General features: G+C 66.3%; 24 protein-coding genes and 1 pseudogene. 20 read left to right on the top strand and 5 right to left on the bottom strand.

Going from position 1 to position 21,431, the window contains the following annotated elements:
* Positions 1–25: 25 nt before the first annotated feature.
* From AKL02_RS08505 to AKL02_RS08485, 5 genes are all read left to right on the top strand, one after another.
* Entirely contained in the window at positions 26–1,015 is a 990-nt protein-coding gene (locus AKL02_RS08505) for an MBL fold metallo-hydrolase (RefSeq protein WP_083075439.1), read from the top strand.
* Positions 1,016–1,113: 98 nt separating this feature from the next.
* Entirely contained in the window at positions 1,114–1,791 is a 678-nt protein-coding gene (locus AKL02_RS08500; RefSeq protein WP_232621743.1) for a TetR/AcrR family transcriptional regulator, read from the top strand.
* Entirely contained in the window at positions 1,788–3,092 is a 1,305-nt protein-coding gene (locus tag AKL02_RS08495) for a phenylacetate--CoA ligase family protein (protein WP_083075436.1), read from the top strand. The genes AKL02_RS08500 and AKL02_RS08495 overlap by 4 nt, the downstream gene beginning before the upstream one ends.
* The gene (locus AKL02_RS08490; RefSeq protein WP_083075433.1) at positions 3,089–3,850 is read left to right on the top strand and encodes an enoyl-CoA hydratase/isomerase family protein; all 762 of its coding nucleotides are present in this window, start codon (positions 3,089–3,091) and stop codon (positions 3,848–3,850) included. Before AKL02_RS08495 ends, AKL02_RS08490 begins: the two co-directional genes overlap by 4 nt.
* A 151-nt stretch (positions 3,851–4,001) precedes the next feature.
* Entirely contained in the window at positions 4,002–5,078 is a 1,077-nt protein-coding gene (locus AKL02_RS08485; protein WP_083075430.1) for a site-2 protease family protein, read from the top strand.
* A gap of 21 nt (positions 5,079–5,099) precedes the next feature.
* Here AKL02_RS08485 and AKL02_RS08480 read toward each other — a convergent pair whose 3' ends face one another.
* Positions 5,100–5,840: a sulfite exporter TauE/SafE family protein gene (locus tag AKL02_RS08480; RefSeq protein ID WP_108722308.1), complete on the bottom strand. Its 741-nt coding sequence runs from the start codon at positions 5,838–5,840 to the stop codon at positions 5,100–5,102.
* 4 nt (positions 5,841–5,844) lie between these two features.
* Positions 5,845–6,384 (bottom strand): TetR/AcrR family transcriptional regulator, encoded by a 540-nt coding sequence (locus tag AKL02_RS08475; protein ID WP_232621742.1) that lies wholly within the window; start codon positions 6,382–6,384, stop codon positions 5,845–5,847.
* 190 nt (positions 6,385–6,574) lie between these two features.
* On the opposite strand from AKL02_RS08475, the gene AKL02_RS08470 reads away from it, so the two are divergent.
* The 7 genes from AKL02_RS08470 to AKL02_RS08440 all read left to right on the top strand — a co-directional run bounded on the left by AKL02_RS08470 (position 6,575) and on the right by AKL02_RS08440 (position 12,343).
* Positions 6,575–7,894 carry a flavin-containing monooxygenase gene (locus AKL02_RS08470; RefSeq protein ID WP_083075427.1) on the top strand — a complete coding sequence of 440 codons (1,320 nt, stop codon included), beginning with the start codon at positions 6,575–6,577 and terminating at the stop codon, positions 7,892–7,894.
* The gene (locus AKL02_RS08465) at positions 7,891–8,793 is read left to right on the top strand and encodes a bile acid:sodium symporter family protein (protein WP_083075425.1); all 903 of its coding nucleotides are present in this window, start codon (positions 7,891–7,893) and stop codon (positions 8,791–8,793) included. Before AKL02_RS08470 ends, AKL02_RS08465 begins: the two co-directional genes overlap by 4 nt.
* A complete protein-coding gene (locus AKL02_RS08460) occupies positions 8,790–9,728 on the top strand; it encodes an SDR family oxidoreductase (protein WP_083075422.1) in 939 nt (312 codons plus the stop codon). The genes AKL02_RS08465 and AKL02_RS08460 overlap by 4 nt, the downstream gene beginning before the upstream one ends.
* Complete coding sequence (locus tag AKL02_RS08455) at positions 9,725–10,495, top strand: SDR family NAD(P)-dependent oxidoreductase (protein ID WP_083075419.1); 771 nt, start codon at positions 9,725–9,727, stop codon at positions 10,493–10,495. Before AKL02_RS08460 ends, AKL02_RS08455 begins: the two co-directional genes overlap by 4 nt.
* A 251-nt stretch (positions 10,496–10,746) precedes the next feature.
* Entirely contained in the window at positions 10,747–11,037 is a 291-nt protein-coding gene (locus AKL02_RS08450; RefSeq protein WP_083075416.1) for an ArsR/SmtB family transcription factor, read from the top strand.
* Positions 11,034–12,095: a permease gene (locus AKL02_RS08445; protein WP_198453270.1), complete on the top strand. Its 1,062-nt coding sequence runs from the start codon at positions 11,034–11,036 to the stop codon at positions 12,093–12,095. Before AKL02_RS08450 ends, AKL02_RS08445 begins: the two co-directional genes overlap by 4 nt.
* Positions 12,096–12,106: 11 nt before the next feature.
* Positions 12,107–12,343 carry a thioredoxin family protein gene (locus AKL02_RS08440; protein WP_078539338.1) on the top strand — a complete coding sequence of 79 codons (237 nt, stop codon included), beginning with the start codon at positions 12,107–12,109 and terminating at the stop codon, positions 12,341–12,343.
* 72 nt (positions 12,344–12,415) lie between these two features.
* Here AKL02_RS08440 and AKL02_RS08435 read toward each other — a convergent pair whose 3' ends face one another.
* Positions 12,416–13,306 carry an aldo/keto reductase gene (locus tag AKL02_RS08435; protein WP_083075413.1) on the bottom strand — a complete coding sequence of 297 codons (891 nt, stop codon included), beginning with the start codon at positions 13,304–13,306 and terminating at the stop codon, positions 12,416–12,418.
* A pseudogene (locus AKL02_RS21290) lies at positions 13,307–13,536 on the bottom strand (LLM class flavin-dependent oxidoreductase); the annotation flags it as partial. It abuts the gene before it with no gap.
* Between the two features lie 336 nt (positions 13,537–13,872).
* Between AKL02_RS21290 and AKL02_RS08430 the strand changes: the two are divergent.
* From AKL02_RS08430 to AKL02_RS08395, 8 genes are all read left to right on the top strand, one after another.
* On the top strand, positions 13,873–14,388 hold the full coding sequence (locus AKL02_RS08430) for a DUF2946 family protein (protein ID WP_083075411.1): 516 nt from the start codon (positions 13,873–13,875) through the stop codon (positions 14,386–14,388).
* A gap of 111 nt (positions 14,389–14,499) precedes the next feature.
* The gene (locus tag AKL02_RS08425; protein ID WP_083075615.1) at positions 14,500–15,114 is read left to right on the top strand and encodes a nitrous oxide reductase accessory protein NosL; all 615 of its coding nucleotides are present in this window, start codon (positions 14,500–14,502) and stop codon (positions 15,112–15,114) included.
* Between the two features lie 65 nt (positions 15,115–15,179).
* Positions 15,180–15,752, top strand: a complete 573-nt coding sequence (locus AKL02_RS08420) for a nitrous oxide reductase accessory protein NosL (RefSeq protein WP_232621741.1) — start codon at positions 15,180–15,182, stop codon at positions 15,750–15,752.
* Entirely contained in the window at positions 15,752–16,075 is a 324-nt protein-coding gene (locus AKL02_RS08415) for a hypothetical protein (protein WP_083075409.1), read from the top strand. Before AKL02_RS08420 ends, AKL02_RS08415 begins: the two co-directional genes overlap by 1 nt.
* A complete protein-coding gene (locus tag AKL02_RS08410; RefSeq protein WP_078603666.1) occupies positions 16,072–17,214 on the top strand; it encodes an ABC transporter permease in 1,143 nt (380 codons plus the stop codon). Before AKL02_RS08415 ends, AKL02_RS08410 begins: the two co-directional genes overlap by 4 nt.
* Positions 17,215–17,224: 10 nt before the next feature.
* Positions 17,225–17,923: an ABC transporter ATP-binding protein gene (locus AKL02_RS08405; RefSeq protein ID WP_083075407.1), complete on the top strand. Its 699-nt coding sequence runs from the start codon at positions 17,225–17,227 to the stop codon at positions 17,921–17,923.
* A complete protein-coding gene (locus tag AKL02_RS08400; RefSeq protein ID WP_083075405.1) occupies positions 17,920–18,918 on the top strand; it encodes a hypothetical protein in 999 nt (332 codons plus the stop codon). Before AKL02_RS08405 ends, AKL02_RS08400 begins: the two co-directional genes overlap by 4 nt.
* 105 nt (positions 18,919–19,023) lie before the next feature.
* Positions 19,024–19,719 carry an SDR family NAD(P)-dependent oxidoreductase gene (locus tag AKL02_RS08395; RefSeq protein ID WP_083075403.1) on the top strand — a complete coding sequence of 232 codons (696 nt, stop codon included), beginning with the start codon at positions 19,024–19,026 and terminating at the stop codon, positions 19,717–19,719.
* 12 nt (positions 19,720–19,731) lie between these two features.
* On the opposite strand, the gene AKL02_RS08390 is transcribed toward AKL02_RS08395, so the two are convergent.
* Complete coding sequence (locus AKL02_RS08390) at positions 19,732–21,408, bottom strand: thiamine pyrophosphate-binding protein (RefSeq protein WP_083075401.1); 1,677 nt, start codon at positions 21,406–21,408, stop codon at positions 19,732–19,734.
* Between the last annotated feature and the right edge of the window lie 23 nt (positions 21,409–21,431).

Raw genomic sequence — 21,431 nt, 5'->3', positions numbered from 1 at the left:
CCCGAAAGATAAAGGCAGGCACGAGATGGCACGTAACCGCTACTATTCCGGCCCGGTCACGGACCATTTCGACGGCGAGCGGTTTCACCCGCATGGCCAGCCCTCTACCGATCGCTCCTTTCGCGATATTCTCAAATGGCACCGCGAGGGGCAGCGGGCGCGCTGGCCCAAGCATGTCCCTGTCGCGCCGAGCGTGCCGCCCGAGCGCAGCGAGGACGCACGGCTGACCATGGTCGGCCATGCCTCGGTGCTCATTCAGGTCGCGGGGCTAAACCTGCTGACCGATCCGGTCTGGTCGGAGCGCGCGAGCCCGCTGCGCTTTGCCGGGCCCCGGCGCGTCACCGCGCCCGGTGTCGCCTTCGACACTCTCCCGCCGATCGACGCGGTTCTGATCAGCCATAACCATTACGACCATCTCGACACCGTCACTTTGCGCAAGCTGCATGCGCGCCACCGCCCGAAGATGATTATGCCGCTGGGCACGGATGCGACGGTGCGACGGGCGGTCCGCGGGGCGCAGATCGAGACCGGGGATTGGCACGACCGCATCGCGCTGACTTCCGAGGTCTCGGTCACGCTGACGCCTGCGAACCACTGGTCGGCGCGCGGTCTCGGGGATCGCCGCATGGCGCTCTGGAGCGGGTTCTGGATCGACACGCCGCAGAGCCGGATCTGGTTCGCGGGCGATACCGGCTATGGCGACGGGGCGCTCTTTCGCGATATCCGCGCCCGGCACGGCGCGCCGGACATCGCGGTGATCCCGATCGGGGCCTATGAGCCGCGCTGGTTCATGCAGCCCCAGCATGTGGCGCCCGAAGAGGCCGTGCGCATCTTCACCGATATCGGCCCCACGCAGGCGCTTGGCTGTCATTGGGGGACGTTCCAGCTGACCGACGAGCCGCGCGAAGAGCCGCCCGCCCTGCTGGGGCGCAGCCTTGCGGCGTCCGGGATCGCGGCGGAGCGCTTCCTCCCCTTCGCCCCGGGCGAGGTCTATCTGGCACCTTCCACGACCTGAGCGCATTGCCCCGACGAAACGCAGAGTCACGTCAGCGTTGACGGGTTTGCTTTCCCTAAATATAAAACTGACGTCAGTTTCATTTTTGGAGCCGGAACGTGACCTCCACCCTCGCAAATGCGTCGCAGGACGCCGCCGTGTTCTCTTTCCCGGAGCATCTTGCCACGACCAGCGCCGGACGCCCGAAGGGAGAGCGCACCCGAGCCCAGCTTCAGATCGCCGCCTGCAAGGTTTTGCAAGACGGCGGGCCGCAGGGCCTCACCGTCGCGGAGATCTGCAAGGCAGCCGGCGTCTCGAACGGCACGTTTTACCTCTACTTCAAGGATCGCAACGCCCTGCTCGACAGCCTGCTTCGGGGGTTCGTGGCCTTCCTTCAACTGGCGATGAGGGCGGCGAGCGAACGCGAGGGCCATGATGCGCCGCGCGCGGCGACCCGCGCCTATCTCCGTCTGTTCGAGCGAAATAGCGGGTTGATGCGCAGCCTGATCCACCCGACCGACGGCTTCCCCGAAGCGCAGGCGGCGTTTCAGACGCTGAACCGGGAATGGATCGAGGCGGTGGTCGCCTCCGTGGAACGCAGGCAGCGGCAGGAGGGCAAGATGGCGCCCCCGCGCGACGAATTGCTGCGCCGCGCCTATGCGCTGGGGGGCATGGTCGATCAATACCTCTCCAACCTTCTTCTGGCGAAGGACCCGGCCCTGATCGAGATATCGCAGGACCGCGATGCGGTGCTGGAGACTCTTTCGCTGCTCTGGGACCGGGGGATGACGGCATGAGCACCATTCCCGGCGCCGAGAACCTCTCCCGCGCGGAGCTGCAGCCCGAGATCGAACGCCGCTGGCAGGCTCAGCGCGCCCATGTCGTCGCGCATTCCGCCTTCTACCAAAGGCTCTGGCAAGGGCGCAGGCCACCCGAAGACCTGCGCGACCTGCCCGAAATGCCGCTCTCCGACAAATCGCAACTGCGGATCTCGCAGGCCGAGCATCCGCCCTTCGGCGACTACTTCGCCGCCACGCGCAGCACCGCCAACCGCCTGCATCGGACGTCGGGCACCACCGGTCAGGCCATGAACCTCGCCCTGTCGGCCCGCGACGCGTTGGTGACGCAGGAGGTCGGCGGGCGTTGTCACCGCTCTGCGGGGCTGACGGCGGAGCATACGGTGGTGCATTGCCTCAATTACCAGATGTGGATGGGCGGGCTGACCGATCACATGACGCTGGAGGCGACGGGCGCGCTGGTCGTGCCCTTCGGCGTCGGCTCGACCGAGCTGCTGATCCAGACGATCCGCGAGGTCGGCATCACCGCGATTTCCTGCACGCCCTCCTATCCTTCCGTCCTCGAGCGGGTCATCGCCGAGAAACACCCCGGACTGACGCCGCGCGATCTGGGCCTCAAGCTGGGTCTGTTCGGCGGCGAGCCCGGCCTTGACGACCCCGCCTTCCGCGCCCGCCTGCGCGAGACCTGGGGGATGGAGCCGCGCAACGCGAATTACGGCGTCTCGGACGTCTTCTCGAACTTCGCGGCGGAATGTCCGCATGACACGAAGCTGCATTTCATGGCCGCCGACGTGCTGCATCCCGAGCTGATCGACCCCGATACCGAAGCGCCGATCCCGCTGGAGGCCGGGGCGCGCGGCGAATTGGTTCTGACCCACCTCGTGCGCGACTGCCAGCCGCTGGTGCGGTTCCGCACGGGCGACATCATCACCATCGGCGAGACCGAGCCCTGCGCCTGCGGCTGCACCGGGTTTCGTTTCTCGGTCGTCGGGCGCTCCGATGACATGGTGGTCGTGCGGGGCCTGAACATGTTCCCCTCGATGGTCGCCGCCGTGCTCAACGAAATCCCCGAGCTTTCGGGAGACTATCGCATCACCCTCGACACGCCCCCGCCCTATGACACCCTGCCGGTCAGCGCGGAACTGGCGGAAGGGGTGCATGCAACGCCCGATCTGGCGCGCAAGGTGGAGCAGCGGATCAAGTCGAAACTGGGTGCGACGGCGAGCGTCACCCTGCTGCCCGCCCACAGCTTCCCGCGCACCGAGGGCAAGACCAAACGCGTCATCCGGAGTTTCCAATGAGCCATTTCACCTACGACACCGTCCTGAGCCAGCTTGGCGCCAAGGGCGTGCGCACCATCACCCTCAACCGCCCCGAGCGGCTCAACGCGATGAACCGTCAGCTGGTCGTCGATGTCGCGTGCGCCTTTGAGGACGCCAATGCCGACCCGGCCACCAAGGTGATCATCTTCACCGGGGCGGGCAAAGCGTTTTGTGCGGGCGATGACCGCAAGGCCCATACCCATCCCGAGACCGAGGAAGAGGCGCGCGAGATCGTGCACGCGATTCAGCGCGCGACCCATGCGATTACCCTCGGCGAGAAACCGGTGGTCGGCGCGATCAACGGCTGGGCCGTCGGCGGCGGCTTGGAATGGGCGATCAATTGCGACTTTCCGATCTGGGCCGAAAGCGCCAAGGGCTTCTTCCCCGAGGTCTCGCTGAACCTGTTCGTCACCGGGGCCGTCACCTCGCTCCTGCCCGCGCTGGTCGGGCTGAACAAGGCGCGCGAGATGCTGATCTTCGGCGACCGGTATTCAGCGAAGGACATGGGCGAGATCGGCGTGGCGTGGAAGGTCGTTGACGATGCGGCGCTGATCGCGGTGGCCGTCCAGACCGCCGAACGGCTCGCCGATCTTCCCGTCCTGTCGGTCCGCGCGATGAAACGCGTTCTCAATCACGCCGCGGTGCCGGACCTGCACCGGGCGCTGCAGCTCGAGACCGATGCCACGGTCGCGGGTTTCCTCGACCCGGAGACGACGCGGCGCGTGACCGAGTTCTGATCTGCGCGGGCAGAAGCTTTTTCAAACTCCGTCACTTATTGGGATTGCTTGCTTGTGGTGACCGGAACGAAGGGTCAGATTGAGGGCGGCGGACATCCGTGTGCCGCGCCCCGCTTTCGGGGCAACCGCACGGCGGAAAGAGAGGGATGACATGAGCTGGTCCTATTCAATCGGCAAGATCGGCGGCACGGTTCTCAGGGTGCATGTCACCTTCGTTCTGCTGATCATCTGGATCACCGCCTCGGCCTGGGCTGCCGAGGGACCGCAGGCCGCGCTGATCAACATGCTCTTCATCCTGTCGGTCTTCGCCTGTGTCGTGCTGCACGAATTCGGCCATGCGACGATGGCGGCCCGGTTCGGCGTGCGCACCCCCGACATCACCCTTCTGCCGATCGGCGGTCTGGCGCGGCTGGAGCGGATCCCGGAAAATCCCAAGCAGGAAATCCTGATCGCGGTGGCGGGTCCTGCGGTCAATGTCGTGATCTTCCTGATCCTGACGATCTTTCTTGGCGGCAGCGGCTGGCTGAGCGACCTGCAATCGCTCGACAATCCAGGACAAAGCTTCTGGGGGCGGCTCGCGCTAGTGAACGCGCTGCTCGTGGCGTTCAACCTGATCCCGGCCTTCCCGATGGATGGCGGGCGGGTGTTTCGCGCCGTGCTTGCGCTCTTCATGGACCGGGTGAAAGCCACGCAGGTCGCGGCGCGCACCGGGCAGGTCATCGCCGTGCTCTTCGCCTATTGGGGGCTGACGAGCGGCAACCCGATCCTCGTGCTGATCGCGGCGTTCATCTTCTTCGCGGCCGGGGCGGAAAGCTCGGATGCGGCGATGCGTGGCCTCGCCCATCGTTCGGCGGCGCGTGACGCGGTCATCACCTCCTTCGTGTCGCTGGCGCCCGACGACACGCTCGACACCGCCGCTCAGGCGATCCTGCACAGCTCGCAATCGGAGTTCCCCGTGCTCACGCCCGACGGGCAGTTCGTCGGCTTCGTCACCCGCGAGAGCGTGCTGGCCCGGCCCGACCCCGAATTCCGCCAGCGCCCCGTTTCCGAGATCATGTTCGACAACGTGCCCGTCGTGTCGCTGAAGACGGGGATGGACGATGTACTCGACGCGTTCGCGAAAGGGCGTATTCCCGCGGTGGCGGTGATCGGCAAGACCGGCAATTTCGTGGGGTTCATCAATCGCGAGAATATCGGCGAGTGGTTCATCCTCGCCCGCGGCAGCTAAGAGGCGCGCGCGCGCCCTGCCCTAGAGATAGACCGACAGGCCGCGCCAGCCCGCCAGCACCGCCGAAATCGCCATGACCACGATGGCGAGAGAGCGATACTGCGTGTTGTCGAGCCGCGCGAAGGCAGCCGTGCCCGCCCATGTCCCCAGCGCCAGCGCAGGCACCGAGACCAGCGTCAGCCAGAGCGCATCGCCATTCACCACGCCTGCCCAGATCAGCCCCGGCGTGGCCAGCAGCGAGGCCACGAAGAAGAACAGAAGCAACGAGGCCCGCGTCTGTACAGCTGTGGTGCCCGCGCCCAGATAATAAGCCACCGCAGGCGGCCCCGGCATCGCCGCGAGCCCGGAAAACGCGCCCGAGGCCACGCCCGCCAGCAACGCGAGTCCGCCATGGGGATGCGGGCGCGCAGGCTTGTAGCGCAGCAGCAGCGCCAGCCCCGCCAACACGGCGAGCGCGATCATCACCCGCGCGGCATCGGCGCTGACGGCGGTGAGCGCGAAAATCCCGACCGGAGTGCCCACAATCGCGCCCAGAGAGAGCCGCGCGAGCGAGGGTTTGTGCACATGCCCGTGCAGAGTGAAAAGGTCGCGGCACCCGACCGCGACCTGCAGCAGCACCGCCAGCGTCACCGCCTCGATCGGCGGCACCATCAGCGAGACGATCGGCACCGCGGCCAGCGCGAAACCGAACCCTGCGATGCCGCGCAAGAAGGCGGAGAAGAACACCGCCGTGATGACCAGCAGGGTCGTTGTGCTCAACATCCGGTCACGTCTCGGCCTGCGCGATGCGCGCCGCGCAGCCTGCCGCGCAGAAGGCGACCAGCCCCTCGACGGACCCCTGCGCATCGGACTGCGAGGCCAGCGCCGCGATCCGCCATTCCGAGGTCAGGAAGGCCAGAAGCGCCGCCACCGAATAGACGAACCCTTCGGCCACGACCGCCCGGCTGACCTTGGGATGCAGCGCGCAGATCTCGTCCATGAAGCGCTGCGCGGTCGGGTCGAACAGATCGGTCGAGATATCCGCCCAGGCCGGATCGGCCGAGACCATCGCCACAAGCCGCGCATAGGCCAGCCATTGCGGATCGCTGCCCGCCGCCTTCGCCAGATAGGGCCGGAAGAAGCAGCCGAGGATCGCCGTCAGATCGAGCGCCCCCTGCCCCTTCGCCTGCGCCAGAGCCTCCAGACGCAGACGCGCCAGCTCTTCGGCGCGCCGCTCCACAACTTCGCGAAACAGCGCCTCTTTCGAGCCCCCGTGATGGTTCACCAGCCCCAGCGGCACCTCGGCCAGCGCGGCGATGTCGCGCACCTTCGCGCCTTCGAATCCGTCCCGCGCAAAGACCGTTTCCGCCGCATCGAGAATCCGTGAACGACTCGCGAGAGAGCGCTTCGACGGCGCTCTAAGCCTTTGTTTCTCGGTCGTCTTTTTCGTCATCAGATCGGGGCTTGCTTATTTTGAACAATGGTTCAATTTAAGAATGTCTGGGAGGAGACGCAACATGACAAATACGAGGGGCAGGTTCGCCCTGATCGGCGCGGGCCCGATGGGTCTGGCCGCGGCCAAGGTGCTGGGCGAACAGGGGGTAGACTATCAGGGCTTCGAGCTGCACAGCGATGTGGGCGGGCTCTGGGATATCGAGGGCGCGCATTCGACGATGTATGAAAGCGCGCATCTGATTTCCTCGAAGCGGATGACGGAATTCACCGATTTTCCGATGCGCGACGAGGTGGCGGAGTATCCCAGCCACCGCGAGATGGCGCAGTATTTCCGCGATTTCGCCGATCATTTCGACATTCGCCGGCATTACCGCTTCGGCGCGGAGGTGACCAAACTCGAGCCGCTGGGCGACGATGACGAGGGCTGGCGGGTCAGCTGGCGCGATGCGGAAGGAGAGCATTCGGAGGTCTATGCTGGCGTTCTGATCGCCAATGGCACGCTCTCCGAGCCGAACATGCCGGACTTCCCGGGCCAGTTCGACGGCGAGCTGATCCATTCCTCGGCCTATCGCGACCCCTCGCAATTCGCCGGCAAACGGGTGCTCGTCGTGGGCGCGGGCAATTCCGGCTGCGACATCGCGGTGGACGCGATCCACCACGGCAAAAGCTGCGATCTCTCGATGCGACGCGGCTATTACTTCGTGCCGAAATACGTCTTCGGCAAACCCGCCGACACGCTGGGCGGCGCGATCAAGCTGCCGATGTGGCTCAAGCGCAAGATCGACGGCGCGCTGCTGAAATGGTTCGTGGGCGATCCGCAGAAATACGGGTTTCCCAAGCCCGATTACAAACTCTACGAGAGCCATCCGATCGTGAACTCGCTGGTGCTGTTCCACGCAGGCCACGGCGATCTGAAAGTGCGCGCCGATATCGAACGGCTCGACGGAAAAACGGTGCATTTCAAGGATGGCACGCAGGCCGAGTATGACATGATCCTCGCGGCCACCGGCTACAAGCTGCACTACCCGTTCATCGCGCCGGAGTTGCTGAACTGGCAAGGCGATGCGCCGCATCTGTACCTGAACGCGATGCATCCCAAGCGCGATGATCTCTTCGTGCTGGGGATGCTCGAGGCGAGCGGACTTGGCTGGCAGGGTCGCCACGAGCAAGCCGAGATGGTGGCGCGCTACATTCGCGGGCTGCGCGATGGCTCGGAGGCCGCGAAGCGCCTGCAGGCGAAGAAGGCCGAAGGGTTCGAGCGCGCGACCGGCGGCATGGCCTATCTCAAGCTCGCGCGGATGGCCTATTACGTGGACAAGGCGACCTATCGCAAGGCGGTCACCGGCTGGATCAAGGCGCTCAGCGGGAAGGCGGCGGCATGACGGGGCTCGACGCGGTCCGGCTGAATTTCAGCCCCGGCGCCCTGCATCTGCTCAACGCGATCCTCGGCATCGTCATGTTCTCGGTCGCGATCGACCTATCCCCGCGCGATTTCCGCCCCCTGGTGCGCAGGCCCTGGGCGCTGATCGTGGGGTTCACGTCGCAATTTCTGGTGCTGCCCGCGCTGACCTTCGGGCTGGTGCTGGCGCTGCAGCCCAGCCCCTCGATTGCGCTCGGGCTGATCCTCGTGGCGGCCTGCCCGGGCGGAAATGTCTCGAACTTCTTCACCCACCGGGCGGGTGGAAACACGGCGCTCTCGGTCTCGCTGACCGCCTTCGCCACGGTGGCGGCGATCGTGCTGACGCCGCTCAATATCGCCTTCTGGGGCAGCCTTTACGCGCCGACGCGCGCGCTGCTGCACGAGACCCATATCGATCCGGTGAGCGTGGCGATCACCGTGGGCGTCATGCTGCTTTTGCCGCTGATCGCCGGGATCACGCTGAACCATTACCGCTATGACCTCACGACGCGCATCCGCGATCCGCTGAAGTGGATCTCGATGGCGATTTTCGTGGCTTTCGTCGCGCTCTCGCTCAGCGCCAATTGGCAGTATTTCGTGCAATTCGTCGGGCTGATCGCGGGAATGGTGGTGCTGCACAACGCGCTGGCCTTCGCGGGCGGCTATGGCACCGCGACGCTAGCGCGGCTGTCGCCCTTCGACCGGCGCGCGATCACCATCGAGACGGGCATCCAGAATTCCGGCCTCGGCCTCGTGCTGATCTTCGCCTTCTTCGGCGGCCTTGGCGGCATGGCGATCGTCGCGGCCTTCTGGGGCATCTGGCACATCATCGCGGGCTTCGCGATCTCGACACTCATGAGACGAAAGGAGGCCGCACGATGACCCGGATCCTGATTACCGGAGCGGGCGGCATGATCGGCCGCGTACTCACCGCCGAACTGTCTGAGAGCGGCCATGAGGTCATCGCGACCGATCTGGCTTGCCCCGACACCCTGCCCGAAGCCGTGCGCTTCGTGGCGATGGATGTGACCACCGACGCCCCCGCCAAGGTCATCGCGCGCGAGCGGCCCGAGGTGATCGTGCATCTCGCCTCCATCGTGACGCCGGGCCCCGGAATGGGGCGCGAGCTGGCCTATAAGGTCGATGTGGAGGGCACGCGCAAGGTGCTGGATGCGGCGCTTTCGGTCGGGGTTCGGCGGCTCGTCGTGACCTCCTCGGGCGCGGCCTATGGCTATCACGCCGACAATCCCGTGCCCCTGCGCGAGAGCGATCCGGTGCGCGGCAATCCCGAGTTTGCCTATGCCGATCACAAGCGGCAGGTCGAGGAGATGCTGGCCGAGGCGCGCACCGCCCACCCTGCCCTCGAGCAGGTCGTGCTGCGGGTGGGCACCGTTCTGGGCAAGGGCACCGACAACCAGATCACAGCGCTTTTCCGCAAGCCGCGTCTGCTCGCACTGAGGGGCTGCGAGAGCCCCTTCGTCTTCATCTGGACCCGCGATCTCGCGCGCATCCTGATCCGCGCTGCGACCGATGGGCCGCCCGGAATCTTCAACGTCGCGGGCGACGGCGCGCTCGGCGTCAGCGATCTCGCGCGGCGTCTTGGCAAACCTGTGCGCCGCTTGCCCGCGCTTGGCATCAAGGCGGCGCTAGCCATCGCCCATCCGCTGGGGCTGAGCCGCTACGGGCCAGAGCAGGTGCGCTTCCTGCAATACCGCCCCGTTCTGGCCAACGACGCGCTGAAGGAAGTCTTCGGCTACACGCCCGAGCTGACCAGCGCCGAGGTTTTCGACCTCTGGGCCCGCGAGGCGGGGCTATGAGCACGCGCGTCGCGGTAATCTCGGGCGGCGCCGGGGGGCTTGGGCAGGCGCTCTCGGCGGGGCTGCGCGCCGAGGGATGGCAGGTCGTGCTGCTCGACCGGGATATCTCCGGGCTAACGGCCAAGCCGAACGAGGAAGCCATCGCCTGCGATCTGACCGACGCGGATCAGCTTGCCAGCGCCTGCGCCGATATCCGCGCGCGCTATCCCCGGATCGATCTGGTGATCTACAATGCAGGTGTCACCCAGATCGGGCCGTTCTCCGAGCTGACCGAGGCCGCGCATCGCAAGGTCTTCGAGATTAACTATTTCGCGGCGACCGCGATGGCGCGGCAGTTCCTCGAACCCGTGCGGGAAAGCCACGGCACGCATCTGGCGATTTCCTCGGTCGCGGGGTTTTCGCCGCTCTACCACCGCACGGCCTATGCAGCGTCGAAACATGCACTGGAAGGGTTCTTCAAGTCGCTTCGTTCGGAGGAAGCGCCGCATGGCGTGCGCGTGCAGATCGCGGCGCCGTCCTTCGTGGCGACCAATATCGACCGGGCCGAGCGGCAATCGGACGGCATCACGCGCCCCGGTGCGGCTGCGGACGGGGTGGATTACATGACGCCAGAGGCTGCCGCACAGGTGATCCTTACTGGGCTCAAGCGCGGCCGCCCGATGATCCCGGTGGGCCGCGTCGCGCGGCTCGCGTGGTGGATCAACCGCGCCTCGCCCCGGCTGTTCCAGCGGCTCATGGAGCGCAACATCGCGAAGGGCCAATCCTGAGGGCGGGCACAATGGCCTTTCGCTAGATATCTCGAAAAATCGCGCCCGACTTGATCGAGCGCATTGAAGCGACTCGTCCCCTCAGCGCTAATCTGGCCCCGATCCCGTGAAGGTCGGAGGCCCGTGATGCGATCACTCTCATCGATAGTTTCCCGCACCCCGGTGGATGGGTGCGACCGAATGCTCCACCTCGGGCGCGTTGACTTTATTTGCGCGAATGCGCATATGCGAATGTAGAAATGGAGGCACCGATGATCGTGACTGTTCTCTCCGCGCTTGCCGAACCCACCCGGCTGGGGGCGATGCAGCTTTTGCACGATGGGGGCGAGCATTGCGCCTGCGAGTTGATGGCGCGTCTCGATGCCACCCAGTCGCGCATGTCGCGTCATATGGGCGTGCTGAAAGCCGCGGGACTGGTGGTCGATCGGCGCGATGCGCAATGGGTCCGGTATCGGGTGAACCCCGATCTCTCCCCGGACATCCAGCAAATCCTGAGCGCGGTCATGAAAGCCAGCGCCAGCACGGAAAGGACCGCGGCATGAGTGTGACGCAGCATGAAACGCCGCATGGCGGGATGCCCGGCTGGGCGTGGAGCGTGGTCGTCGCGGCAGGCCTCGTCGCGTGGTGGGTGGTTTACCACCAGCTCCCGGCCCTCTCCGAATGGATCGTCTCGCTGCTGCCGGTCGCCCGCGACACCCATACCGGCGAGGCGCTGGCCTTCTTCTTCTACGACGTGCCGAAAGTGATGATGCTGCTCACCCTGATCGTCTTCGCGATGGGGGTCGTGCGCAGCTTCTTCAGCCCCGAAAAGACCCGCGCGCTTCTGTCGGGCAAGCGCGAGGGCGTCGGCAACGTGATGGCGGCGGGCTTGGGCGTGTTGACCCCGTTCTGCTCCTGCTCGGCGGTGCCGCTGTTCATCGGCTTCGTCTCCGCGGGCATCCCGCTGGGCGTCACCTTCTCCTTCCTGATCGCAGCCCCGATGGTCAACGAGGTGGCGCTGATCCTGCTGGTCGGCCTCGTCGGCTGGCCCGTGGCGCTGGTCTATCTCGGCTTCGGCCTCGCCATCGCGATCGTCGCGGGCTGGGTGATCGGCCGGCTCCATGTCGAGGGCTGGCTGCAGGATTGGGTGCGCGACATCCATTCCGGCGCGACCACGCCGGGCGCGGTCGAGAGCGACGATCTGAGCATGACCGACCGCTATCGCCTGGGCCTCGAGGCCGTGCGCGAAATCTTCGCCAAGGTCTGGATCTGGATCATCGTCGGGATCGCCATGGGCGCGCTGATCCACGGCTATGTGCCGCAGGACCTGATGGTGCGCATCATGGGCTCGGGCACGTGGTGGTCGGTGCCGGCCGCGGTGTTGATGGGCGTGCCGATGTACACCAACGCCGCCGGCGTCATCCCGATCGTCGAGGCGCTTCTGGGCAAGGGCGCGGCGCTCGGCACGGTTCTCGCCTTCATGATGTCGGTGATCGCGCTGTCCATGCCCGAGATGATCATCCTGCGTCAGGTCCTCAAACTGCGCCTGATCGCGGTGTTCATCGGGGTCGTCGCCAGCGGCATCCTCGCCGTCGGCTTCCTGTTCAACGCATTGTTCTGAGGAGAAAAGAGATGAAGGACGTCAAGGTTTACGGCCCCGGCTGCAAGCGCTGCGAAAAGACCGAGGAGATGGTCAAGGAAGCGGCCGCCAAGCTCGGCATCGAGGTCTCGGTCGAGAAGGTGACCGATCCCCGCGCGATCGCCATGGCTGGCGTGATGTCGACCCCCGGTGTCTCCGTCGACGGGAAGCTGGTCCATTCGGGCGGCCTGCCGGATAGCGGTAAGCTCGAGGGCTGGCTGTCGGCCTGAACGCCCCTTTATCCGTCCCGAAAAAGAAGACCCCGCGCCGGGTGGCGCGGGTGAGCTGGCGGGTTGAGTTCATCATGGGACAGGCTGACCGAGCCCGGCCTCGTAGAGGCGGAACCACGTCTCCCTATCGATCTGAACCTTGAGCGCATCGGAAAGCTTCGCGATCCGCTCGAGGTTATTGGTCCCCATCACCGGGATGATCCGCGCCGGATGGGCGAGCAGGAAGGCCGTCGCGACGGCTGCGCGATCCACGCCCTGCGCCTGCGCGATATCGTCGAGAACCGCCTGCACCCGGCCCTCGCCCGTCATCAACGCGCCGCCGCCCAGGGGCGACCACGCCATCACGGGCTGCGCCTGCCGCTGGTGGAAGGCCAGATCGCCATTGGTGAAGGGCGACACGCAACCAAGACTGATCTCGATCTGGTTGGTCACCAGCGGCGTCTTCATCCCCGATTGCAGCAGCTCCCAGTCCCACGGGCGGAAGTTCGACACGCCCACCGCGCGCACCTTCCCGGACGCCACGAGATCGTCGAGCACCGCTCCGGTCTCGTGGTGATCCATCAGCGGATCCGGGCGATGGATCAGCAGCAGGTCGATCCGGTCGGTCGCCAGCTCCCGCAGCGAGGCGTCGACCGAAGCTTCGACATGCGCGCGCGAGGTGTCGTAATGCTTCACCTTGCGATGCGAATGACGGCCCGCCGAGACGATGATGTCGCATTTCGTGACGATCTCCATCTGATCGCGCAGCGACGGGTCCTCGCGCATCGCCGCGCCGAAGACCCCTTCCGCCGTGTAGCCGCCATAGATGTCGGCATGGTCGAACGTGGTGATCCCCTGCGCCAGACAGGCGTCGATCTTGGCGCGCACATGGGCGGGCGAGGTGTCGGCGTCGTCGGCCAGCCGCCACATGCCATAGACGATCCGGCTGACCGCGACATCCGAGGTAAGGTCGATCTTTTCCATTAGCGGCGTTTCCCTTCTGCGAGCGGTGTTGCGAGCGGCCCCATAGATTTCGGGCAGCGAGACCGTGTCGATATGCGGATAGCCCTACAAGATGAAGGCGCGAATGCCCATCTCGCGGAATTCCTCGAGCTTCGAGAGCACCTGATCGGGTGAGCCCACCAGCGACGCACCGCAGCCGGAGCGCGCGCCCCGGTCCAGAGGTTCGGCGCGACAAAGCCGCTCTCATCAGCACTGCAGTCATGCGTCTCCCCTTCGAGTTAACTTAGGTAAACAACCTGCTTGATAGCGCACCGGCCTGCCGACCGATCATCAGGTTTCCGAGCTGCTGTGTCGAGATATCGCAGCGGAACCCGAAAGACCCGGTGCAGCGCTCGATCGAGACCGGGGAGGCCGTGCGCTTCCCCGCACGACCTTGGCGGTGCGTCGCCTGAGGGCACAGAGGTCAGGCCGGGCCATGGCCTGGCCGCCTGCGCTCTGGGCGCGAGGGACTGCGACGCTGAGTCACCCCTCAAGCGTTTGACGCGGATCAATTCTCGGCTCACCCTCATGTGATACGAGTTTGAGCGATGACCCGACCCCAACGCGCCTCCAGAGCCTTTGACGGCAAGATCGAACGCGGCCCGCGCCTGCACGCGCCGCGCTTCGATGGATTGCGCCGCGCGCAATCGGCGCTGCTGACCGCGCTCGTCGCGATCCTGCTGCAGGTCGTCCTTCTGACCGATCATCTGGGTGCGGCCGCCATAGCCGCCACCGGCCGGGCCGCGCCCGGCGCGCAGATGGGGCTGCTGCAGATCTGTACCGGCGAGGGGATCGTCTACATGACCCCGCAGGGCGAAACGGTCGCCGCGCCGGATGGGGCCGCGCCCCAGCCCGGCCAGACCGCGCCCACCGGTCAAGTCCACAGCCAATGCGCAGTCTGCGGCTCGGCCTCGGTCTGCGCGTTTGAAGCCCCCGACACGATCGTCACCCCGGCCCGTCTCTACCGCGAGATCGCCCCGCTCCACGCGTCCCTTGAGCGGGTCTCTCTCCCGGTGCAGACCGCGCCCCGTTTCCGGCACGCCCGCGCCCCTCCTGTCGTCTGAGTGCGTCCCTGCACGTCGATCCCGACGTGCTTTTTTCCAAACCAGACACATGGCTCGCGACTGCGCCCGTCTCTCGATGGCGGTGCGTTGCGATATGACAGGATGATCCCGATGAAACGACGCGACTTTCTTCTGACTTCTTCGACCGGCCTCGCGATGGTGGCCTCCGGCGCCGCTGCCGAGGATATGAAACCGATGGACGGCATGCCGATGTCGCCGATGGACTGGACCGACCAGAACGGGCTGACCCGCTTTCTCAAGACCGACACCGCGCCGCTCGAAAACGAGTTCGAGAAATACCCCCGCTGCCCCTATTGCGGCATGATGCGGCAGATGTTCAGCCAGACGCGCCACCTGATCGTCTATGACAACGACACGGTCGACGGCACCTGCTCGCTGCATTGCGCGGCGATCAGCCTCGCGCTGAACGTGGATGCGGGTCCGAAGACGATCTATGCGGGCGATGCGGGCGCGGACGCCAAGGTCAAGCCGCTCGCGGTGGTCGACGACATGACCTACGTGATCGACGCGAAAAAGCCCGGCACGATGACCGGCACGTCGAAATACGCCTATGCCGATCCGGCCAAGGCGGATGCGGCGGCCAAGGACGGGGGCAAGGTGGCGAGCTTCGACGAGGCGCTGGTCATGGCCTATGCCGACATGGCGCGCGACACGATCAACATTCGCAAACGCCGCGCCGAGCGCCGCGCCCGCGCCGGTCAGTGATCGCCTCAAGGCGGGGCCCGCGCGGCCCCGTCCTTTCCGACCTCTATTCAAGGAGTTGCAAGACGATGTGCAACCATCCCTGCCATCACGGGGGCACGCCCGCACGCCCCCCGTCGCGCCCGACGCGGCGCCAGATGCTCAAACGCGCGGCGGGCCTCGCCGCTGCCCTCTCGCTCGGCCCGGGGCTGAGTGCTGCGCGCGCCGATGCACCCACACTCGACCTGCCCCCGCCCGGCCCCGGCGACACCTGCCCGGTCTGCGGCATGTTCGTCTACAAATACCCCGAATGGGTCACCACGGTGCTCTACGCGGATGACTATGCCGATCATTTCGACGGCGCCAAGGACTACTTCAAATACATGTTCGACATGGAGAAATACGCCTTTGGCCGGACCGCCGACCAGATCACCGGTATGGGCGTGACCGAGTATTACGGGCTCAAGCTGATCGACGCGCGCGAGGCGCTTTATGTCGTGGGCTCGGACGTTCTGGGCCCGATGGGGCACGAGCTGGTGCCGCTGATGAACGCGGTCGATGCGCAGGATTTCATGCGCGACCACAAGGGCCAGAAGCTGCTGCGCCATGACGAGGTCACGCCGGAGCTGATCGACGCGCTCGATCAGGGTGGCCCGTTCTGATGCGCCGTTCGAGCTATGTTTTCGCGGGGTTCGGCGCCCTGACGCTGCTGCTGGCGGTGGAGCTTTATTACCCCGTCTTCGCGCGCCCTCATCGCGATGGGCGTCTGCTCGAAGAGCGCACACTGGTCGCGCGGCTGGGACTGACCGATCCGGCGCTGTTTACCGAGGCGCGCTATACCCGGAACCCCAGCCTCGCCGATCTGAACACACCGTTTCAGGATCATCCGGGCAGCTTCGACCACTTCCCCTCCGGCACCTTCGTGCCGCCCCCCGCCGCGCCCGGCAAGGGCTGGCTCCTCTTCCAACCCGAGGCCGCGAAATGACCCCATTCCTGCGCCGCCAGCGCGCGCTGGCCGATTTCACCCTCGCCGCTCTCGCCCGCCGCAAGGGCAAGAATATCGCCCTGATCGCGGTCTATTCCGTGGTGGTATTTGTGCTCGCCTCGGCGATGTTCTTCGCCGCCAGCCTACGGTTCGAAACCACCACCGTGCTCGAAGGCGCGCCCGAGATCACCGTGCAGAAAATCACGCTCGGCCGTCAGGACCTGATCGACGGATCGGTCGCGGACGAGATCGCCGCGATCCGCGGTGTGACCGAGGCGCATCCCCGGCTCTGGGGCTATTATTACGACCGGATCAATGGCGCGAATTACACCGTCATGGTGCCTGACGACCCCGAGATGATGCCCGACCCCGGTCAGATCGCAATTGGCGAGGGCATCCCCCGCGCACGCGGCCTCGAATGGGCAGGCGCGCCGGTTTTCCTGTCGCGCTACGAGGGCGATCTGAAGAAATTCGACGTCGCCAAGACCTTCAGCCGCGACTCCGCGCTGATGACCTCGGACCTGATGCTGATGAACGAGGCTGATTTCCGCGACTTCTTCGACATACCCAAAGGCCGCTACACCGATGTCGTGGCCCGCGTGCGCAACCCCAACGAGGTCGCTACCATCGTCCAGAAAGGCTCGAACGCGCTGCCGCAGATGCGCTTCGTCACCCGCGCCGATATCGCGCGCACCTATCAGAAGCTCTTCGACTGGCGCGAGGGGCTGCTGACGGCGCTGGCCTTCGCGGGCATCCTCGCCTTCGTCATTTTCGCCGCCGAAAAAGCCAGCGGGCTCTCGGCCGAGGAAGCGCGCGAGATCGGCATCCTCAAGGCGGTGGGCTGGAATACGCGCGACGTGATCGCGATGAAGATGTGGGAAGGCGGGCTGATCTCGCTCGCGGCCTTCCTGATCGGCACCGTCGCGGGCTTCGCCCATGTGTTCTTCTTCGGCGCCCCGCTTTTTGCACCGATCCTGAAGGGCTGGGCGGTGATCTATCCCGATTTCCCGCTGAGCCCGCATGTGGACGGGCTGCAACTGCTGACGCTCGCGCTGCTGACCACCCTGCCCTATATCGCCGCGACCGTGGTGCCGATCTGGCGCACAGCCTCGGCCGATCCCGATGCCGTGATGCGCTGAGGAGCCCGCCATGATCACTCTACAATCCGTGACCAAGACCTATAATGCGGGCCGCCCCAATGCCGTGACCGCGCTGGACGGGATCGACCTGACCATCGAGGGCCGGGCCGTCACCGTTCTCAAGGGACCGTCGGGCTCGGGGAAATCCTCGCTCCTGTCGGTCGTGGCCTGCATGGCGCGCCCCTCCACGGGCCGCGTCAGTCTCGATGGCGAGGTCGTCTCGGGCCTGCCCGAGCACTTCCAGACCGAACTGCGGCGCGAGCGGTTCGGCTTCATCTTCCAGCGGTTCAACCTCGTGCGCGGCTTGACCGTGCTGGAAAACGTGATGCTGCCCGCCGCGCCGCTGGGTCAGCCCTTCGGGGAGCTCCGCGCGCGTGCGATGGACCGGATCGAGGCGCTGGGTCTGGGGCCGCGCGCCCAGACCCGGATCGAGCTGCTCTCGGGCGGCGAGGCGCAGCGCGCAGCGATTGCGCGGGCGCTGATCAACGATCCCCCGATCCTTATCGCGGACGAGCCCACGGCCAATCTCGACAGTGCGCTTTCCGAGACCTTCCTGCAGATCGTCGCCGAGGAGAAAGCGCGCGGGCGCACCGTCATCATGTCGAGCCACGACCCCCGCGTCTGGGGCGCGGATTGCGTCGACCGGGTGGTGGCGATGCGTGACGGGCGGATCGAGGATGCCCCCGCCCAGCAGGAGCCGCAGCCATGATCTTTCAAACGCCGATCATGGCGCTCTTGCTGGTGGCGGGTCTGGCCGCGCTGACAGCCCTCTGGGCGGGCGGTTTCGCCGTGACCGTGCTGCGCCGCTGGGACCTGACGGATATGGGCGCGCGCCAACTGCGGATGGAGCGGATGACCGAGCTGGTCTCGACCCTCTTCGCCGCCGTCATGCTGGCCGAGCTCGCGGCGCTTTTGCTCTTCGTCTTCAATGCCGACCGGATGTCGTCGCTATTCGTCGGCGCGATGTGTGCGGTCGGCACGCTCAACGTGAACGATTACGGCTTCCCCGCGCTCTATCTCAAGATCGGGGTGTTCTTCGCCGCCGTGATCTGGCTGATCCTCGACCGGGCCGACAGGCTGGGACGGGACTACCCGCTGACCCGCGTGAAATACGCAGCCCTCTTGGCGATCACGCCGCTGATCCTTGCCGATGGCGCGGTCGAGTTGAGCTACTTCCTCGACATGCAGACCGATGTGATCACCTCGTGCTGCTCGAAGCTGTTCACGCCGAACAATCCCAATCTCGCGAACCAGATGGCGGGCGTCGGCGAGGCGCAGGCGCTCTGGCTGCTTGGCCTCACCGCGCTGATCGCCTTGGCGGCAGGGATCGCGGCGTTGATCCGCAAGCGCGGCTACGGGCTTTACGCGCTGGCCTCGGCGCTGATGTTCGGGATGGGGCTGACCGCGATCGTCGCCACGATCTCGCTCTATATCTACGAAAACCCCAACCATCATTGCCCGTTCTGCATCCTCAAGCCCGAATACGGCTATGTCGGCTACGCGCTTTATGTGCCGCTGTTTCTGGCCACCGCAGCCGGGCTCGGGGCGGGCGTGCTCAGCCCGTTTCAAAAGCGCGCTTCGCTGGCGGGGCCCCTGCCGGGTTTGATGCGGCGGCTGCTGATCTGGTCGATGGCCGGGTTCGCCACCTTCGGGATCGTCTGCCTGATCGTGATCTGGCGCTCGCATCTGATCCTCTTCGGGTAAGCTGTCCGCGACGCGGGCAGCCCCGATTTGGGCCATTGTCGCGCCGGGCTATGTCGTAAGGCAACCGCGCCGGGCGCGGGAACGCGAACTGGAGGAGGACAGACCATGAGCAAGGCACAGGCGGTGATTATCGGAGTGGGCGACGGGCTTTCAGCCGCAGTGGCGCGGGAGCTTGCGCCCGATTATGACCTGACGCTGGCGGCCCGCAGCGCCGAGAAGATGCAGGCGCTGGCCAAGGAAACCGGCGCGCGCATGGTTCAACTGGATGCGACCGACGAGGCCGCGATTGCCGATCTGTTCGACGCCCTGCCCGCGCCGCCGCGCGTCGTCGTCTACAACCCTTCGGGCCGGTTGCGCGGCCCGGTGGCGGAGCTCGATGCCGCCGAGGTTCGCACCGCCGTCGAGATCACCGCGATCGGGGCGTTTCTGGCCGGCAAGCACGCCGCGCGGCGGATGCTCGAAGCCGAGCCTACCGAGGGCACTCGCGGCACCATCCTGTTCACCGGCGCCTCCGCCGGGGTGAAAGGATTCGCGCGCTCCGCCCCTTTCGCGATGGGGAAATTCGCGCAGCGTGGGTTGGCCGAGAGCATGGCGCGCGAATTGCACCCGCAAGGCATCCATGTGGCTTGGGTGAATATCGACGGCATGATCCTCAATCCGGGCTGCAGCGAGGCGCCCGACAAGCCCGGCTCGATGCTGCGCCCCGAGGCGATCGCGAAGACCTATCGCCAGCTGATCGAGCAGGATCGCAGCGCCTGGACGAACGAGATCACGCTGCGCCCCTGGGTCGAGACGTTCTGAGGCGGCGGGCGCTCAGCGCCCCTTGCCCGCCTCCAGCGCCGCCGCGCGCATCGCCGACAGCGACTGGCGCGGGGTCAGCGCCTCGGGCGAGATCACGAGGTCCAGCACCGCGCCGGTCTCCGACGCCCGCGCACGTTCGAACGCAGCGGCGAAATCCTCCGTCCGCTCGACCCGCTCGCCGTGGAAGCCATAAGCCTTCGCCAGCGCCGCGAAATCGGGGTTCACCGCCATCGAAGTGCCCGACACGCGGGTCGGATAATTGCGCTCCTGATGGGCGCGGATCGTGCCGTAGATCCCGTTATTGAGGATCAGGATGATCGGCTGCGCGCCCGCCTGCGCGGCGGTGGCAAGCTCCTGCGAGGTCATCTGGAAATCGCCATCGCCCGCGAAACAGACCACCGTCTTCTCGGGCTGCGCGACCTTGGCCGCGATGGCCGCCGGCACCCCGTAGCCCATCGCGCCCGATTGCGGCGCAAGCAGCGTGGCGTTCGGCCCGAAGCGGAAGAACCGCCCCGGCCAGACCGCGAAATTGCCCGCCCCGTTGGTCAGGATCATGTCCTCGGGGAGGTGCTCGCGCAGATAGGCGCAGACCTTGCCCATATCGACCGGCGAGGGCAGATCGGGCAGGTCGAAGCCCGCCTCATAGGCCGCGCGGCCCTCGGCCCGCCAGTCGGCCCAATCGCCCTTGACCGGCTCCAGCGCGCCAAGGGCTGCGGCAAAGGCGTTCGGCCCGGCATGGATACCCAGTTCGGGACGGTAGATCTTGCCGATCTCCAGATCCGAGCCGTGCACATGGATCAGCCGCTGTGCGGGCTGCGGCACGTCCAGCAGCGTGTAGCCATCGGTCGTGTTCTCGCCAAAGCGCGCGTTAATCGCGAGGATCACGTCGGCCTCGCGCATCAGGCGCTTCACATGCGGCGCCATCCCGACGCCCGCATCGCCGCAGAAGACGGGCGAATTATTGTCGAACTGATCCTGATAGCGAAAGACGGAAAGCACAGGGATATCAGAGACTTCCGCGAAGGACCTAATGGGCGCAGCTCCGTCCCCGCGCCAGTTGCACCCGCCATAGAGGATCAGCGGACGCTTCGCCCCCGCCAGTATCTCGCGCAGCTCGCCCATCGCCGCCGGATCGGGCTGCGGCTCGGTGATCCGGACGGGCGCACCAAGCGGCGCGACGTCGGTCATCGCGGTCAGCATATCCTCGGGTAGCGCGACCACGACCGGACCGGGCCGCCCGCTCACAGCCATAGTCCAGGCGCGCGAGAGGATTTCGGGAATGCGCTCGACCCGGTCGATCTCGACGGCCCATTTCGCCATCGTGCCGAAGACCGCCTTGTAATCGAGCTCCTGAAACGCCTCGCGGCCCTTCATATCGGTGCCGACCTGCCCCACGAAGAGGATCATCGGCGCGGAATCCTGCATCGCCGTATGCACCCCGATCGACGCATTGGTGGCCCCGGGTCCGCGCGTGACCATGCAGATGCCGGGCTCCCCGGTCAGCTTGCCGTAAGCGGCGGCCATGAAGCTCGCCCCGCCTTCCTGCCGACACAGCACGAAATCCAGCGTGCCCTGCGTGTCGTGCAGCGCGTCGAGCACCGCGAGATAGCTCTCGCCCGGCACCCCGAACGCCTTGCGCGCACCAAGCCCCACGAGGCTTTCGACCAGAACCTGACCACCGTTTCTCATGCGCGCGCCTCTCTCCCGTTTGC

Origin of the sequence: Thioclava electrotropha (genome assembly GCF_002085925.2) — a bacterium.
GTDB lineage: Bacteria > Pseudomonadota > Alphaproteobacteria > Rhodobacterales > Rhodobacteraceae > Thioclava > Thioclava electrotropha.
Note: the sequence above shows the minus strand (reverse complement) of the source record. Positions and strands in the feature narration are given on the sequence as shown.